Origin of the sequence: Salibacter sp. (assembly GCF_031581065.1) — a bacterium.
Classification (GTDB): Bacteria; Bacteroidota; Bacteroidia; order Flavobacteriales_G; family Salibacteraceae; genus Salibacter.
The window spans coordinates 1-17,619 of record NZ_JAVLBN010000029.1 but is presented as its reverse complement, the minus strand read 5'-3'; the positions used below and the strand labels follow the sequence as shown (position 1 = coordinate 17,619).

The 17,619-nt window shown below is 38.5% G+C and carries 14 protein-coding genes; 10 read left to right on the top strand and 4 right to left on the bottom strand.

Going from position 1 to position 17,619, the window contains the following annotated elements:
- Positions 1–9 precede the first annotated feature (9 nt).
- Together RI557_RS07995 and RI557_RS07990 are read left to right on the top strand one after the other, a co-directional pair.
- Positions 10–1,362, top strand: a complete 1,353-nt coding sequence (locus RI557_RS07995) for a glycosyltransferase family 39 protein (RefSeq protein ID WP_310683157.1) — start codon at positions 10–12, stop codon at positions 1,360–1,362.
- Positions 1,359–2,915 carry a glycosyltransferase family 39 protein gene (locus tag RI557_RS07990; RefSeq protein ID WP_310667909.1) on the top strand — a complete coding sequence of 519 codons (1,557 nt, stop codon included), beginning with the start codon at positions 1,359–1,361 and terminating at the stop codon, positions 2,913–2,915. Before RI557_RS07995 ends, RI557_RS07990 begins: the two co-directional genes overlap by 4 nt.
- Here the strand turns inward: RI557_RS07990 and RI557_RS07985 are convergent.
- The 3 genes from RI557_RS07985 to RI557_RS07975 all read right to left on the bottom strand — a co-directional run bounded on the left by RI557_RS07985 (position 2,890) and on the right by RI557_RS07975 (position 6,910).
- Entirely contained in the window at positions 2,890–5,175 is a 2,286-nt protein-coding gene (locus tag RI557_RS07985) for an alginate O-acetyltransferase AlgX-related protein (protein WP_310683155.1), read from the bottom strand. The two genes, RI557_RS07990 and RI557_RS07985, sit on opposite strands and share 26 nt — an antisense overlap.
- Positions 5,175–6,557 (bottom strand): MBOAT family O-acyltransferase, encoded by a 1,383-nt coding sequence (locus tag RI557_RS07980; protein ID WP_310683153.1) that lies wholly within the window; start codon positions 6,555–6,557, stop codon positions 5,175–5,177. The genes RI557_RS07985 and RI557_RS07980 overlap by 1 nt, the downstream gene beginning before the upstream one ends.
- 215 nt (positions 6,558–6,772) lie before the next feature.
- Positions 6,773–6,910 (bottom strand): hypothetical protein, encoded by a 138-nt coding sequence (locus tag RI557_RS07975; protein ID WP_310667907.1) that lies wholly within the window; start codon positions 6,908–6,910, stop codon positions 6,773–6,775.
- 72 nt (positions 6,911–6,982) lie between these two features.
- On the opposite strand from RI557_RS07975, the gene rlmD reads away from it, so the two are divergent.
- The 5 genes from rlmD (at position 6,983) to uvrA (ending at position 13,356) form a co-directional block, all read left to right on the top strand.
- Entirely contained in the window at positions 6,983–8,464 is a 1,482-nt protein-coding gene (gene rlmD / locus RI557_RS07970; protein ID WP_310683151.1) for a 23S rRNA (uracil(1939)-C(5))-methyltransferase RlmD, read from the top strand.
- Positions 8,465–8,470: 6 nt separating this feature from the next.
- Positions 8,471–9,067: a methyltransferase domain-containing protein gene (locus tag RI557_RS07965; RefSeq protein WP_310667905.1), complete on the top strand. Its 597-nt coding sequence runs from the start codon at positions 8,471–8,473 to the stop codon at positions 9,065–9,067.
- Positions 9,068–9,135: 68 nt separating this feature from the next.
- Positions 9,136–9,708 (top strand): hypothetical protein, encoded by a 573-nt coding sequence (locus RI557_RS07960; RefSeq protein ID WP_310683149.1) that lies wholly within the window; start codon positions 9,136–9,138, stop codon positions 9,706–9,708.
- Positions 9,708–10,403, top strand: coding sequence for a DUF2490 domain-containing protein (locus RI557_RS07955; protein ID WP_310683147.1), 696 nt, complete (start codon positions 9,708–9,710; stop codon positions 10,401–10,403). The genes RI557_RS07960 and RI557_RS07955 overlap by 1 nt, the downstream gene beginning before the upstream one ends.
- Positions 10,404–10,503: 100 nt before the next feature.
- The gene (gene uvrA, locus RI557_RS07950; protein WP_310683144.1) at positions 10,504–13,356 is read left to right on the top strand and encodes an excinuclease ABC subunit UvrA; all 2,853 of its coding nucleotides are present in this window, start codon (positions 10,504–10,506) and stop codon (positions 13,354–13,356) included.
- Positions 13,357–13,363: 7 nt separating this feature from the next.
- Here uvrA and RI557_RS07945 read toward each other — a convergent pair whose 3' ends face one another.
- Positions 13,364–14,104 carry a hypothetical protein gene (locus RI557_RS07945; protein WP_310683142.1) on the bottom strand — a complete coding sequence of 247 codons (741 nt, stop codon included), beginning with the start codon at positions 14,102–14,104 and terminating at the stop codon, positions 13,364–13,366.
- A 222-nt stretch (positions 14,105–14,326) separates the two neighbouring features.
- Between RI557_RS07945 and RI557_RS07940 the strand changes: the two genes are divergently transcribed.
- The 3 genes from RI557_RS07940 (at position 14,327) to RI557_RS07930 (ending at position 17,598) form a co-directional block, all read left to right on the top strand.
- Complete coding sequence (locus tag RI557_RS07940; protein ID WP_310683140.1) at positions 14,327–14,839, top strand: TonB-dependent receptor; 513 nt, start codon at positions 14,327–14,329, stop codon at positions 14,837–14,839.
- Between the two features lie 379 nt (positions 14,840–15,218).
- Positions 15,219–16,982 (top strand): lysophospholipid acyltransferase family protein, encoded by a 1,764-nt coding sequence (locus tag RI557_RS07935; protein WP_310683138.1) that lies wholly within the window; start codon positions 15,219–15,221, stop codon positions 16,980–16,982.
- Positions 16,983–17,004: 22 nt separating this feature from the next.
- Positions 17,005–17,598, top strand: coding sequence for a DUF1684 domain-containing protein (locus RI557_RS07930; RefSeq protein WP_310683136.1), 594 nt, complete (start codon positions 17,005–17,007; stop codon positions 17,596–17,598).
- The last annotated feature ends 21 nt before the right edge of the window (positions 17,599–17,619 follow it).

The following is a 17,619-nucleotide window of genomic DNA, read 5'->3' as shown; positions in this document are numbered from 1 at the left end:
TTTTATTGAATGAATATAACAAAAAGTCACTATTTCATTGTAGGGTTAAGTGCTGTATTACTCAAAGTTTTCCTATTTATCGCTGTTCCTCCATCAGTATTATACGATGACCATTTCCAGCCTGGTAAATTGATTTATTTGCTGGAAAGACTCCCATCACCTAAAATGTGCTTTGAATGCTTTCAACCACCTTTTTTTTATTTGCTCCAGGCCATTGGTATAAAATTCGTACATTTTTTTTCTAATGATGAGTATGTGGTCCATAAAGCCTTACAGAGTTTAACTTTATTGTTTTCTATTGGCATAATCCCCACAACAAAGATTTTTCTCGATCAAATCACCAAGAATAAATTCAATAAGCTCTTAATCTTTACACTAATTGCATTCCTACCAAGATTGCTTTTTATAACACCCACTCACGGTAATGATACTGCAGTAATCTTCTTTGTTTTGGTTTCATCAATATTTACCATCAAATACTTCAAAAAATCAACATTAAGAAATGGTTTAACTCTATCCCTGTTTACTGGTATTGCTGTAATGACCAAATCAACTGCAATTATTCTCATTCCAGCCGTTCTTATCATAACTCTATTATCAGGAAAAAAAATCATTTCGGTCAGAACCATCGGCAATGCAAGCCTTCCTCTTTTGTTTCCAATTCTCCTGTTCATATCTCACAACATGTGGAAGACTCAATACATTACGAACCCTTTCGAAATGAACATGAAAATAATGAATATTGATATACCTCAAATTCCAGGCAAAAGAGATGTTTTCACATTTAAACCATGGACATACTGGCATACCCCTCTTATTTCAAAAGAAAACTCAAAATCTCTATGGACTAATCTGTTTATCCAAACATGGAATGAGAGTGAGCCAAAGCTAACAAGCATCTGGATGTCAGACAGTTTCGAAAACCGATACCAAACCCATATAAATTATCGTGATCAAAATATCACGCTAAACTGGAGTGAGTTGCCTGATTCAATTTTTATTTACTCAAAAGTAGGGTTGATATTAGGTACTCTTTTTTTAATTCTCTTCATATATGGATGCTTCCAATACTGCTTCAATACAAAACACAATTGGTCTTCTCCTCTGTTTTGGGGATTTGTAACTATGCTTACAGTTAATTTGATAGGAATCATAAAACTCACCGGAGATTACCCTCTATACTCTTTCATGAAAATGACTTTTTTGCTCACTTCGATTCCTGCATTAATCTATTTTACATCTAAAATCATAACTGGCTTACAAGCTATTATCAAAAAAGTGTTGACAGTACTTGTGCTCCTATTAACTTTATACAGCACTATCATATCTGTTCACCTTACATACAGCTATTTAACATCATGAGAAAATGGCTTAACATAAGTGTCTTTTTTACAATCTACCTGGTTATTTCAGTATTTCTTATCCCTGAATACGGAGTTGGCTGGGATGATGAATTCATGCGTGATAATGCAGTTAGAAACCTTGAGTGGGCCCTGGAATTTTTAAAAGGTAACTATGAAAATAAAGCAGAAATTTTCAGGGGAAATATCGATGAGCACGGTCCGGCTTTTCAATTTGTACTACTAGCTGTAGAGCAAATTTTTAACCCAAAGACCAAGCTTTCACAAGTACTGTTAAGACATTACACTTCTTTCGCCCTATTTGCCTTCATGAGCTTATTTTTTTATAAAACCTTAAGGATAAGTAATCTCAACAAACCTCTATCTCTAATAGGTTGGAGTTTGTTGGTCATGTATCCCAGAATTTTTGCTCACTCTATATTCAACACAAAAGACCCTATCTTAATGGTCGTTTTTGTGTTATTGCTCTATTTAGTTCTCAAGGCGCAAAAAGAACATTCAATGAGGTGGTATGTCTTGTTTGGTATTCTATTTGGCATTGCGATTGATATTCGAATTATAGCAGGTATAATGGCCATTCCATTTTTCATATTTGCTATACTTCTAACCAGACAATCAATGATTGATAAGTTCAAAAAACTATCCGTATCAGTTGGAATCACCATTGGTTCAATGGTTATTTTTTGGCCTTTTTTATGGGACTCTCCATTACTTCTTCTACTTGATCAGTTCAATGTAATCACCGAAGTGAAACAACTAAACATGACTCTTTTCAACGGTGAATTTTACATGCCTGGAAAAGCCCCCTGGTACTATTTACCTGTCATATTAGTCATCACTATACCAATACCAGTTACCTTACTATTCATAACTGGACTCATTAAGCTTAGTAAGCTAAAAGTTTTAAGTAAATTAGATCCCATCAATCAATCATTACTGGCCTCTTCGTTCATCATTGTTTTTATAACATTACTTGCTTCAATGGTATTATCTCCTGTGTTCTACAATGGATGGCGTCACTTTCAGTTTTTATGGCCTTTTATACTTACAATTGCTTTGTTCGGTATTCAAATAGTAAACGGCAAAAATACCAAGCGAGTACCTTTAGAAATTTCAGGATTCCTTTTTATCCTGTTAATTTCATTGAACCTCACTTTACATCCTTTTGGGCACATTTATTTCTCAGGTTTTGGATGGGGATATGACAAATTGGAAAGAAACTACGAATGTGATTATTGGGGACTTGGGTTTTATCAAGCTTGGCAGTTCTTGACAAAATCTGTTGATGGAGACGAAAAAGTTTCGGTGTTTGTATCAGATAAACCTGGAAAATACAATTATGAATTACTCCCCGGTTCTGACCGTGAAAAATTCACAATTGTAAACAATATAGAATCAGCTGATTATTTTATTACCAACTATAATCATTTTATGACATTTAATACACCGTTATGGCATCAGCTTTATTTTGGTGAACAGTCTAGTTTCTCTAATCCTATCTTTGAAAGAGGTGTTTTAAACTCCAGATCTATTGCAATTTACAAGTTGAAATAGTATCTAAATGTGTTTGGTAATAATCCTGAACTTTTGGAGAGTTTGGTTTCATCAAATCAACAATAAACCGTTCCATAATTTCATGAATTACAAAATCTGGATATCCATTTTTATAAACTTTTTCATTGAAATCATGGCTCCATAAGTAAGATACTTTGTGGATGTGTAAATTCAAATATGGAATTAAATAATTTGAATACGAGTCACGATAAACGTAAACTTCAAAGTCATTCTCAACCTTGTTATTCTGGTAAGTTAAGGGTGCATATTTAAAGGTGATATCTTTGAAATTTGTGTCATTAATCTGGATTATATCTGTGGGGAAATTTGGTACAATTAAAACCTCTTTTCTAGGTAACAAATTATTCAATCCAATAAGAGAAGTTAAATCTCCCTCATTGTTTTTATAACGTGAAACTTTAAAATCTTTTAATGGATATGCAGAACCAAGTTGAGAATAATGACTGGACATGGAATCAATTAACATCTCATATCCATAATAAGCTCCCAATAAGTTCCAATGTGAATCTCTTCGATAATATATTTCATTTTCTTTCCTGGCTTCTTCCAATGTTTTTCTTGCATCGTAGAATCGTAAGTCAGTAGAGTCCCTCAAATAACTTATAACCTGATCTAATTTTGAAGGGGAGTTTTCAGGTTTCATAGATTCGGGAAGTTTATCCGAATAAACAGTGTGTTTTAACGGCACAAAAAACAGGTAATAGTCAGAGCCATGTTGAGTAATCCAATGATTCCGTTCCTGGAGATTTCTCGCAATTTTCTTTAACTCTTTATCTTTTAGTGGTTTTCTGTTTTTTACAAATTCAGCTATTTGTTCACCCTGGTAAAACATCCAGGATTCCTCTCCAATCTTAATTGGAGAGAGGTCTCCCGTTTCATCAAACAATATAACTTTATAAGCATTGCTCAAAAGAATCATCAAGTTCCTTCCTCCAAAGTGATCACTCAAGTAATTATCGATTGAAGAAGGCCACTCATCGAGTTTCTTACTGTAAATAGAATCGGAAATGGCAGCAGGGCGTTTTTCTTCAGAAAAGTAGTGAGATGGAGATGATACTAACCAAATTAATCCCGGTAAAAATATAATGGCCAAAAACAAAAGAATAAACACTATCTCAATTTTTCCTGCTACACGTTTTTGGTTGTAGACTTTAAGAAGAAAGGATAATACAAAAATCCATACACTAAAAGCCATGAAATAATGGGCCCTGTATAACAATCTATCCATTGCTCTATACCATGTCAAATTCTGACCAGGAATTTGAAGATAAGCTTTAGTGTCATAAGCATTAAAACTAATTTTCTCATCTTCAGATTCAGTCAATATTGACCGATGAAAAAAGGCCCCCTTTTTAATTAGTTCTTCTCCTGAAAATCGAACTTGAAAAATTGAATTTTCAATTTCAATAGCTCTCAGGTTATAGGTTTTATCAGTTCCGTCTAATGAAAGGGCTATGGTGTGGTAAGGTTCTTCCATTTTTAATGATATAGGAATCGCGTATTCATCTCCGGGATTTACCATTATTGATCGAGAATCGGTTTTTCCCGGCTCTTTAAAATACTGAATACCATAAACATTCTCTGCTTCACCTTCCCATTTAACATTTAACTCTGTCCTATTTGGATTTTCCCATAAATTGCGAAAAACTGTGTAAGTAATAATGCCTGTAGAAAGTGCAATGAGCTGAAAAATAAAATATTGCTTAATGTTATAATCTGTACTGATGTTCATCAGGCTATTAAATAGCCAAAAACTCCCCAAAAACAATAAAACATAAATGCTTCCCCTTACTAATAAAGGACGAACGGGAGAAATAATAATGTCTCGTGAATTAAAATGAGCAACTTTATTCAACTCCTCACTATTCTGCCCTTCTCTCAACTTGAACCAGGCTTCATTAGGTGGATCTGACCAATAGCGTTCATACCAATCAAATTGGTATCTGACTCCCTTAATTTCAATGTCTTCCCAATTATTGGTCAAAATTAGCATTTGACATTCAGGGGTTGTTTTAACTCCTAATACCTGATTGTAAATTGCCCTTGATGACATTTTATCAAGAGTGTCTCCCCTTGCTATTGAAACGAGTTCAATTGATGTTGTATCATCAGAATATGCTTCTATCTGAACATAGTGATTACCATTCCTCCGTTCCAGAGCAAAAGCGAATAGAACAACTAACAATAAAGCCATGAAAATGGCATTGCCAAGCTTTAATATGTCTCTGTTCAACTTCATCAAAAACGGTAATAAATGAATGGATTATAAGTACTTGTTGCTATCTCAAGGCAACACAACACGAATAGGATTAGTAATACAGTGTATTTTAATGTTGAAAGGCTTCTTGTATACCTATGATTATCTCGCAGTAGACTTGACCACCAGTTAAATGAAAAAAGGACACCTGCTATTATAGCTGTAATTTGCCAACTGGTTACATTTACCGTAATAGAAGATAAATCCATCTCAAATAAAGTTATCGTATACTGTAGAGCTTCAGAAAACGATTCTATTTTAAAAAACACCCATGCTACCATAACAACCAGCATGGTGTATATATGATTGAATACCGGTATTTTTGGTAGGTGTTTTTTTAGACCAACTCGCTCGATTAACATGAAAAAACCGTGAAATAGACCCCAAAAAACAAAGCTCCAACTCGCTCCGTGCCATAGGCCTGTCAAAAAGAAAATCGTAATAAGATTGAAGTAAGTTCTACCAGTCCCCTTCCTGTTTCCTCCTAGTGGAATATAAACATAATCCCTAAACCAGGTAGAAAGCGATATATGCCATCTTCTCCAAAATTCCTGAATGCTTTTAGATTTGTAGGGATAATTAAAATTCTCGTGGAAATTAAATCCAAATATCTTCCCGAGGCCTATTGCCATATCTGAATATCCAGAGAAATCATAATAAATTTGAAGAGTGTAAGCTATCAATCCTATCCATGCAGTTGGAGTATTGATTCCTGCCTCTCCCATCATGATATTATCAGCTAACTGACCTGCTGGGTTTGCTAAAAGCACTTTTTTTGATAAGCCTGTAATAAACCGTTCTGTTCCATTTCGAAATAATGCAAAATGATGTACCCTTCGATTCAGCTCGGTAGCTATATGATGATATCGTACAATTGGTCCGGCTATAAGCTGGGGGAACAGGGAAATGAATAATGATAACCTCAGAGGGTTCTTTTGCACATGTGCATCTTTTCGCCAAATATCCACCAAATAACTGATTGCCTGAAAGGTAAAAAAGGAAATCCCGATTGGTAAAGGCAAATTAGGCTGATCTATTTTGTTGTCACCCGATAACAATAAGTTGAAATTCTGTACTATAAAATCGCTGTATTTAGCAATGATGAGAATTATCAAATTGATAACGACTCCAATAATAAGAGGCGTTTTGCCATATCTCCTGTTTTCTAAAAAAAGACCTGTAACATAATTTACAACACAAGAAAACAACATTACAAGAACAAAGACGGGCTCTCCCCATGCATAAAAAACCAGGCTGGCTAATAGCAATACTACATTTCTAAACTTTGTTCCTGGCAGTAAAAAATACAAGAGCAATGTTAGCGGGAGAAAGAAAAATAAAAATACAATCGAACTAAATACCATAGGTCACTCTATGAACCAGAATCTATAAATAATTGTTGTTTGAGACGCCTAAAATAAGACATTAAAACTTCACACTATCCAGAAGTGATTACATATAAAATCGATGTTGTTTTCACAACTTTTAAAAAAATAAACTCTGGCAGAGAACTTTTTTGAAAAATTGAAAAAACATTTAACTGATACAATTTTTTGATGCTGGTGAATGATTAGATAATTTACCTCAATATCATCAAATCTCCTTCTTTGGTTCCTGAATTCCCGTTGACATCAGTATATTCAATAATCCAGAAGTAGGTTCCGTCAGATGCTTTGTGAGCATCCCACATGATTGTTTTGAAATCGCTTTCAAACATTTTTTATCCCCATCTATTGTAGATGATAGTAATCATACATCGCTACCACTTACTCTCAACTAAATTCTACTTTTGCCAAAATTCATTGATTTGGCACAGGAAAACATCTCCATAAAGGACCTAAAAAAAGGTCGCTATTTCACTTTTCATATTGAAGACATGGCTTTTGGCGGAAAAGGCATTGCTCGTATCCCTACCGAGAATGGAAACTACACTGTTTTTGTAGCAAACTCTATTCCGGGGCAAACGGTCAGAGCCAAGGTTGTGAAGCGCAAAAAGAATTACGCTCAATGCAAACTCGCTGAAGTCCTCGAGCGATCTTCAAATGAAGTGGAAACGCCTTATCAACCTATTCCGGGAGCTCCATTCGCTAACTGGCCATTGGCTGAGCAGCACGCTCATAAAAAAGATTCCACATTTGAACTATACAAACGAATAGGCGAACAAACTGATCTCGAATCAAAGTTTGACGAGTTCATTCCTTCACCGCGCGACTGGCATTACCGCAATAAAATGGAATACAGTTTTTCGCAAGTGATCTGGGATACTGAGAAAAACGAAAACTACAACGATTTTGGTCTCGGTTTCAAACATCGCGGACAATGGCTCAGCGTTGAAAACATGAATGCTGATTCGGGTTTGTTCGATGCCGATGTAGAAAATCAATTCAAAGATCTCCGCGAATACTTAAATAGTACAGGACTTCCTGCATGGCATCCTGCTCGTCACAAGGGATTTTACCGCTACATCAACATCAGGAAAAGTTTTAGTGAAGACAAACTACTCTTCAACCTCACTACATCATCTTCTCATCTTGAGGAATTTGACAAAGAAAACTTCGTTTCAAAACTGATAGAATTATTTGGAGAAGATCGCCTGGCCGGAATCTTGCACACGATACACGACAGCCTTGGGGACAGAGCTTTTGACAAAGATGCTGAAACACACCTGCTATACGGAGAACCGATTATTCACGAAAACCTCCTCGGTTTAGATTTTGAAATGAGCATCAACAGCTTCTTTCAACCCAACCCGGCTGCTGCACAAAAACTCTATCAAAAAGCCGTTGACTACGCTCTTTCCGGCTCTGACCGTGGCAATGAAGAAGTAATTCTCGACCTCTTTTGCGGAACTGGAACTATCGGTCAGATCCTCGCTTATCAAAGCAACGGAGCAAAATCCATCATTGGTGTAGACATCGTGGAAAGTGCCATAGAAAATGCGCGAAAAAATGCTGAGCTCAACGAGTTGAAAAATCTAACGTTTTTCGCAGCTGATGTAGGTAAGTTTTTACTCGAATACCCGGAATACAAAAACACCATCAATACCCTTGTGCTCGACCCTCCCAGATCAGGAATTGCACCAAAAACACTGAAGCGCGTCATACAACTCGAAGCCTGCAGGATCGTTTATATATCGTGTAATCCGGCAACACAGGCCCGTGACTTTGTGCATTTGAATGAAAGTGGCTATATTCTCAAAAAATTTAGCGTAGTGGATCAGTTCCCGCACACCGCACACGTAGAAACAGTTAGCTTGTTTGAGAAAGAGTAAATGAACATGGAAGAAACGAGATTTGGGAAGAAGTTTTGGGAAAGTAAGTGGAAAAACGGTGAAACCGGTTGGGATATTGGCGAAATTTCTCCTCCATTAAAATTGTATATCGATCAGTTGAAAAACCACGATCAACGCATTTTGATTCCCGGATGTGGACAATGCTATGAAGCTTCATATCTACATGAAAAAGGATTTAAAAATGTTCACACTTTAGACCTTTCAACCTGCGCACTGGAAAAATTTCAGGATGCCAATCCAAATTTCCCAAAAGAACACATTCACAACGAGGACTTTTTTGATCACGATGGAGAGTATGACCTCATCATCGAACAAACGTTTTTTTGCGCTCTTGATCCTTCACAACGAAGAGATTACGTCCACAAAATGTATGACTTACTAATCCCAAAAGGAAAACTCGTGGGATTGCTCTTTGACGATCCGCTTTCAAAAGACCGCCCTCCTTTTGGTGGTTCTAAACACGAATATCTCAACCTCTTCAGTCATAAATTCACCATCGATCTTATGGAAACGGCACACAACTCCATTTTACCCAGGAGAGGACGCGAGCTATTTTTCATTTGCACAAAACCGCTTGAGTAGTAATTTAAATTGTGGTTAAAAAACCCACTGTGTTTATATGATTACAAAACACGTGCTACTTTTGTGGTATGAAATCACTGGTAATTGTAATCATCAGTTTATCGCCTTTAATAAGTCTCGCTCAGGAAAAAATTGAGCGGGAAAAGCGAATTAACTCCAATGAAGTTCCATCCAAAGCCCTCGATTGGATTGATGATGCTTACGAAGATATTGAGAACAAAATCAAGTGGTACTTTGAAGAATCATCAGGCAGTTACAGCTATGAAGCTAAGATGAAGTTCATGGATGATCTCCATAGCGTTAAGTTTGATACACTTGGACAAATTAAGGACATCGAAATCATCAAAGAGTGGAACGAGCTTCAACCAAATGTGAGAGAAAACATCCAGAAATACTTCCAATCAAACTTCAAAAAATTCAAAATCCGCAAGATCCAAATACAGTTCACCGGTGATGAAGATGACCTTGAAGACTTGATCGATGAAAACGAATTTGAAGATCTCACAATTCGCTACGAGATCGAATTTTACGGCAAAACCGAACAAAGCAAAAAAATATGGGAAGGCCTTTTTGATGATGATGGCAACTTCATCCAAAAACGCGAAATAATCCTCAACAGTTCTAACAACCTCAACTTTTGATGCGTACTCTCCTGCTTTTCATATTCCTAATTGCCAGTCTGTGCAGTTTTGGTCAGAGCCCAACCTCCATCTTCGGTTTCTTCCCTGAAGCGCAATTGAGCTACAAAACAAAAAGTGGGTTCAAGTTAAGTACCAAAACCGAATCACAGCATGGAGTAATCAACACTTCCCCAGAAATGAATCCCGAATACGACTACTACCACAACCAAACAGATTTACAGGGATTTATTGGAAAATCCATCAACCCATTTGTTTCATTGACTGTAGGCTATCAATACCGTATAGATCCACAATCAAACAACAGCAACCGATCCATTCAACAAATCTCATTTGTACAACCGCTAACAGGCATCAAACTCGGTCACAGGATCAGAACCGATCAAACTTTCGCTTCTGAAGAAAGTCCCGAATTTCGCGGCAGATACAGGCTATCAGCTGAAATTCCGCTATCAGGTCAATCGCTGGATCCAACCGAATTCTATTGCATATTATCAGATGAAGGAATCATCAGCTATCAAAATGATGATGCCGGCTTTGAAAACCGATTCGTGATCGGAATGGGAAAATTACTCACTAAACACCAAAAAGTACAAATCGCACTCGATTTCCGCACCGATAAGTTTTCTGATCCCTCAATTCGTCACAGAACATGGTTCAAATTTGCCTGGTACGCCAGTTTTTCAGCAAATAAATAATTCGGCTATTCACTAATTTCCACATCAGTTAGCGAAATTCTACCCAAACACTTTTTAAGAGGCGTGAACAATTTACCTTTGCAGCCTTTTAGAATTGAATATGAAAGAGATTGATCCGGAAATGAAGATTGCGATTAACGAGGAACAAACACTCGAGGTGTATGGAGCTCGTGCACACAATCTCCGTGACATAAATGTTACCATACCACGCGAAAAGCTCGTTGTAATTACTGGCCTATCTGGATCCGGTAAGTCCAGCCTCGCTTTTGACACCATATACGCTGAAGGACAAAGACGCTATATCGAGAGTTTTTCATCCTATGCCCGCCAGTTTTTGGGTAAAATGGAACGACCCGATGTTGACAAAATAACCGGCCTGGCTCCGGTTATCTCAATCGAGCAAAAAACAGTCAACAGAAGTCCGCGCTCTACGGTCGGAACCATTACCGAAATCTACGACTTCATGCGTCTCCTATTTGCCAGAGCCGGAGAAGCGTTCTCCTACAAGACGGGAGAAAAAATGGTGAAATACACCGATGAGCAGATTCTGGATCTGATCATGGAAGACTACAATGAAAAACGCGTACTCGTTTTAGCTCCTGTAGTACGTGGCCGCAAAGGGCATTACCGCGAACTCTTTGAAAACATCGCCAAGAGAGGGTACTTGCGCGTTCGAGTAGATGGCGAAGTAAAAGAGATCACTCACGGGATGAAACTCGATCGCTACAAAGTTCACGATATTGAAATTGTGGTAGATCGCATAAAAGTTGACCAAAATACTCGTAAGCGAATTGGCGACAGTGTGAAAACAGCTATGAAACAAGGTGGCGGACTCATCTCTATCATGGATTATGAGAGTGAAGAAGTTAAGCATTACTCGCGCACACTGATGTGTCCCACAACCGGTATTTCCTATGACGATCCTGCTCCCAACCTCTTCTCTTTTAACTCGCCATACGGAGCCTGCAAAAAATGCAACGGACTGGGCGAAGTGAGCGAAGTAGATCTCGATAAAATTATTCCCGATAAAAAGATATCGATCAAGCGTGGCGGTATAGCTCCTTTAGGTGAAGAAAAAAATACATGGATTTTCAAGCAAATTGTACTCATAGGGAAAAAGTACGGTTTTAAATTGTCAGATCCGATCAAGAAGATTCCAGAAAAAGCACTCGATGCAATTCTGTACGGAACAGACGAGCAATTCACCTATAAAGATGATTATGTTGGCATTAGCAAAAATGTCACAATCAAATTTGAAGGAGTTGTCAACTGGATTGTACAGCAGTACAACGACAAGCCAACAAAAGGATTTGAGCGCTGGGCTCAAGGTTTCATGAATAAAGTTCCATGCCCTTCATGTAAAGGTGCCCGACTCAAAAAACAGGCTTTACACTTTAAGATTGATGGTAAAAACATCGCTGATCTGGCTCAGCTCGATATCATTCAACTGAAAGAATGGTTCAGTGATGTTGAGTCACGCATGAGTGAAACCCAAAAAATAATCGCAAAAGAAGTTTTGAAAGAAATTCGCTCTCGCATTGACTTTCTCCTTGATGTGGGACTCAATTATCTCACGCTACACCGCAGCTCCAAATCACTATCCGGTGGTGAAGCACAACGAATAAGGCTGGCAACGCAAATTGGTAGTCAGCTCGTGGGTGTGCTCTACATCCTCGATGAGCCGAGTATTGGTTTACATCAACGTGATAACCACCGTCTCATCAATGCACTCAAAGAATTGCGCGATGTGGGGAATTCCGTTATCGTGGTAGAGCACGACAAAGACATGATCCTCGAAGCCGATCACGTTGTGGACATTGGTCCGCGAGCTGGTGTGCACGGTGGAAAAATCGTTGCTGAGGGAACTCCTGATCAAATCAAACAAGCCGATTCACTCACCGCTGATTATCTACAGGGGCGAAAAGAAATTCCGGTTCCGACCGAGAGAAGAAAAGGAAACGGAAAGGACGTTAAAATTAAAGGTGCAAGAGGTCACAACCTCAAGAATGTGGATATTTCAATTCCACTTGGGCAGTTCATTTGTGTAACAGGTGTTTCAGGAAGTGGTAAATCGACCCTTATCAACGAAACGCTGTATCCTTATTTTAGTCAGAACCTCTACAACTCTAGCCGCAGACCGCTAGAGCACGATAAAATTACCGGCCTTGAGCACATCGACAAAGTGATTGATATCGATCAATCGCCAATTGGCCGTACTCCGAGATCGAACCCGGCAACTTACACCGGAGTTTTCAGCGATATTCGTCAGCTTTTTGCCAACTTACCCGAAGCGAAAATCAGAGGCTACAAACCGGGAAGATTCTCATTCAACGTAAAAGGAGGTCGCTGTGAAAACTGCCAGGGTGCCGGGCTCAAAACTATTGAGATGAACTTCCTCCCCGATGTGTACGTGGAATGTGAAACATGTCGCGGTAAACGCTACAACCGTGAAACGCTGGAAGTTCGCTACAAAGGAAAATCGATTAGCGATGTGCTGGAAATGACGATTGATGACGCAATGCCGTTTTTCGAAAAGATTCCGCAAATAAGGCAAAAGATTGAGACATTACAGGACGTTGGTCTCGGCTATATCACACTTGGGCAAGCGAGTACGACACTCTCAGGAGGTGAAGCGCAACGAGTGAAACTGGCAACGGAGCTATCGAAAAAGAACACCGGAAATACGTTCTACATTTTGGATGAACCCACAACAGGATTGCACTTTGAAGACATCCGTATCCTTTTAGATGTGTTGAATAGCCTGGTTGAAAAAGGCAATACAGTAGTGGTGATCGAGCACAACATGGATATCATCAAAGTTGCTGATCACATTATTGACGTGGGACCAGAAGGTGGCGCGAGTGGTGGTGAAATCGTTGCCACAGGATCGCCTGAGGAAATCGCTAAACTCGATTACTCGTACACCGGTAAATTTTTGAAGAACGAGATCTGACCAAAAATTAAAGCTTTATTCTAAACCCCAGGTAAGCATCTCTGCGCATTGAGCTGTTAGGATTATCTCCACGATTGATGATATCAGTGAACGATAGCCCGGCATAAAAACCGTAGGAACTGATAACCTCAACGTAATTATTTAGAAAGAACGGATTTGGATAATCATCATTCTGGTTTTCGAAATCCTCAGGTGTTACTCTGCCAAAAGGAATTGATAACGACCCGAAATACTCAACCTGAATTCCACTTGTAATCATGTAATTCATACGAAGTGAAGGTCCGGCTGTAAAATAATAGCCATTTGGCTCTATTCGCGTATTATTTGAAATACGATCATACTTTGAGTTTTCATCTTCCACATAAGAAGAATGCAGGAAGAAATCATTGAGGTTGAGTCCGCCCGCTGCTGAAAACCTACCCGGTTTGGTCACGTTCCAAACCCATGACCACCAGCCGAGTAAGCCGGTACTAATGTGGCTCGTTTGTGAGACATAGATTGAAGCTTCTCCTTTTCGAAAGTTAGCATAGTAATTGATAATGTCACCAATCATTTTATGCTCCCAATAACGGCTTACTTTCCCCTGCTCGTAAGATATTTTTCGTGATTCCAGCTTTAGAGTCCATCCGGTTCGTTTATGAATATCAGGATTTGGAGCTTCATCGTTTGAAATCCAGGTATGATTTAAGCCCAACCCAATATAAGTTTGATCAGTGTAAGAATCACTGAACCATCCCAGGTCATTCACACTTTGTGAAAAGACCTTTGTCGTTAAGCACGACAGCAGAGAAATGAAAATAATATAACCCTTCATTGTTTTTAAAACAAAGCTATCTTCCCCAACAAGGTGATTCAATACGGGATTTACCGTAGATTCATTAACATCGGGTTAAAGTTTGATTTTTTAACTCATCTTGAATTAGCTTTATAGCATGATGAGGTTAAAATCGGCAGTTGTATTGTTGTCATTGTGAGTAGTTTTTCGTTTACCATCGAAAAGCACTTTTGTTCTGGCAAACATGTAGATAGTGCTATTTTCAGTGAGACTTCATGTGATTTAAAACAATCTAAATGCGATAACTGTCACGAGGTTAAAAAACCGCAGGATAAAGATGAAAGGAAGAAAAACCCGGGCTGTTGTGAACGCGATATCACACCAGTAGTTGGTAACGATTTTCAAATCATTACGCAAACAACAATCAACAGAATCGGACAAAAAAGGTTACCCATCACCAGCTCAAACCCGAAGGAATATCAGCTCGATGAAAAGAGTTCATCTTACTGGACTGTCAACACTCAGGTTAGTAAAACGTGGAAAGATTTCGATCTTTACGTGGGAGCTGAAAACCTCCTAAACTACAGACAACCAAATCCAATCTTGGCAAGTGATGAACCATTTAGCGATTACTTTGACGCCTCCATGGTTTGGGGACCTGTTTTTGGTCGCGTAGCTTATATCGGTTTTCGATATAAACTCAAATAGATGTAAAACAACTTCCCGCCTTACACCTATAAAAAACTGATGTTCAAAATTTGGGCTTATGGTGTATTTTATGAAAACATAAATAGAATTAACAGCTTAAATATCAGTTTGTTTTCATGCTTTTAAAAGAAAAGCTTGCTGTTGCGTCATTTTTTTATAGCAAATTTGTATTGTCTATAAGTTGTTAGATTTCCCCTATTTTTAACGACCCCTTTTAGACAGCCAGAGCGGTTAACGCTCTGGTTTTTTTTGTTCTTAGTTCCCCCTTTTAATGACAAGTGCGTTAACATTACTTTCGCCTTTTCTTAACGATCCGCTTAAATCTTCTTAACCTACAAGTCAATCATAGCCAGTAATTTCGGAAGAAATTTTCATTTTTATGATCGATCAACTGGTTAATGAAAACGATCTCATACAAGCTGCGAGATTAGAAAAATTCAAGTTCAACAATCCACTTTCCTCCTTCTTAATGAATCTGCTCTCGATTGATAAACTCAACGACTTTTACTCGAGAAATGCTAATAAAGATGCACTTTCTTTTATCGATTCACTGTTCGAGGAGTTAAACATAGAATTTGTGCTCGATGATAAAGATCTTGAAAAACTTCCAAAAGACGGACCATTTATCACAGTCTCAAATCACCCTTTTGGCGGAATTGAAGGATTATTCCTTATCAAATTGTTACTTAAACACAGAAATGACGCTAAAATAACAGCGAACTTCTTGCTTCAACGAATAGAACCAATTCAGGAAGCGTTAATTCCGCTCAACCCTTTTGAAAGTAAAAAAGAACTAAGCTCAAACTATTCCGGTTTGAGAAAAGCACTCGAACACTTGAAAGGCGGCCACCCATTAGGAACATTCCCAGCTGGAGAAGTTTCCTGTTTTAAGTCACAAAGCAAAACGGTTACCGATCGCGAATGGCAGCCGGGAATACTTAAAATGATCCAGCACGCTCAGGTTCCGGTTGTGCCCATTTATTTCAATGGTCAAAACAGCTTGTCTTTTCAGATCCTCTCCTCAATACACCCGGGCCTGCGTACAGCTAAGCTCCCCTCTGAGCTTTTTAATAAAAAGAACAAAACTATCCGTGTTAGAATAGGGTCACCAGTTAGCCCGAAAGAACTAGCTGAATTTAATAAACCACACAAAATGGGAAGATTCCTGAGGGCAAAAACCTATGCTCTTGGATCTCCGCTCGAGGTGAAAAAATTCTTTAAGCCAAACACCAGTAGTCTGGAAATTGCTGAAGCGGTTCCGACCGATAAACTAGTTAAGGAAGTTGAGTTTTTAAAGCTGAACAACAAACAAATCCACAGTCAAAACAACTTTGAAACGTTTATTGCATCGAGCAATGATATTCCCAATATCCTGACTGAAATTGGCAGATTGAGAGAAGTGACATTTCGCAGTATCGAGGAAGGCACAAACCGCAATCTCGATCTCGATGAATACGATCTCTACTACCAACATCTTTTCATCTGGGATAAAGACAAACACAGAATCGTGGGAGCTTACCGTTTGGGAAAAGGGCGTGACATTATGAATCAGTACGGCAAACGCGGATTTTACACCAATAGCCTTTTCAGGTTCAAAAAGGATTTCAACAACATTTTAGAAAATACAATTGAGCTGGGTCGCTCTTTTATCGTTGAAGATTACCAAAAGGCTCGCCTTCCATTATTTATCCTTTGGAAAGGAATTTTGTACTTCCTCCTCAAAAACCCGGATTACCGATACATGTTAGGTCCGGTTACAATCAGTAATCGCTACTCAAAACTGTCCAGAGCTCTCATGGTTGGATTTATCAAAAATCACTTTTACAATAATGAATTGGCTAAACACATAAAACCACGCAAACGGTTCAGACTGAAAATCAAGAATGTTGAGCCTGATGTATTGCTCGAATACTCGAAAAACAACTTTTTACAACTCGATAAATTCATCCAGGACATTGAACCAAACCGACACACGATCCCGGTTCTGCTAAAAAAATACATGAAGCAAAATGCCCGTATCATCGGGTTTAATATCGATCCAAAATTTGGGAGTGCACTTGACGGACTCATGATTTTAGATTTGAAAGATGTACCACAAAAAATGCTTGACGACCTCAAAAAAGACTTTGAGATCTGTTCTTAGTACATTTTTTACATTCGCATGCATGATGCGAATAATACTGTTTATCCCAATTGTAATTTTACTGAGCTGCGGAGGCCAAAATAGTCAAAAGTACGAGAAGAAAGTCCTCGAGGAACGAAAAGAAAAGAACAAGCTTTTCTCAAGTGCTGATGGTCCGCTCGAAGAAAAAGATCGCGATAATTTCGTCAGTCTCAACTACTTCCCTGTCGATACGTTTTTTCGCATCAAAGCTGAGTATATTCCAATCGACACAGCAAAGCCGTTTGAAATGCCAACGTCTACTGATCGCACGCCAATGTACATCAGGAAGGCATTTGCAAAGTTTGAAGTCGAGGGAATGCGCCATCGATTGACAATTTTCGAAAATCTCGACAATCCACAGGATTCGCTCTACTTCATTCCATTTAGCGATCTCACATCAGCGGTATCAACTTATGGAGGCGGTCGCTATCTTGATGTAAAGCCTCCAAAAGCCGATCAGAATTCTGTTTTATTGGACTTCAACAAAGCTTACAATCCGTATTGTGCTTACAATTACAACTACTCCTGTCCGATTCCTCCGCCTGAAAACAGTCTTGATTTTTCGGTCAGAGCCGGAGAAAAAAACTACAAGTAACTAGCTGAATCGTAGTCTGAT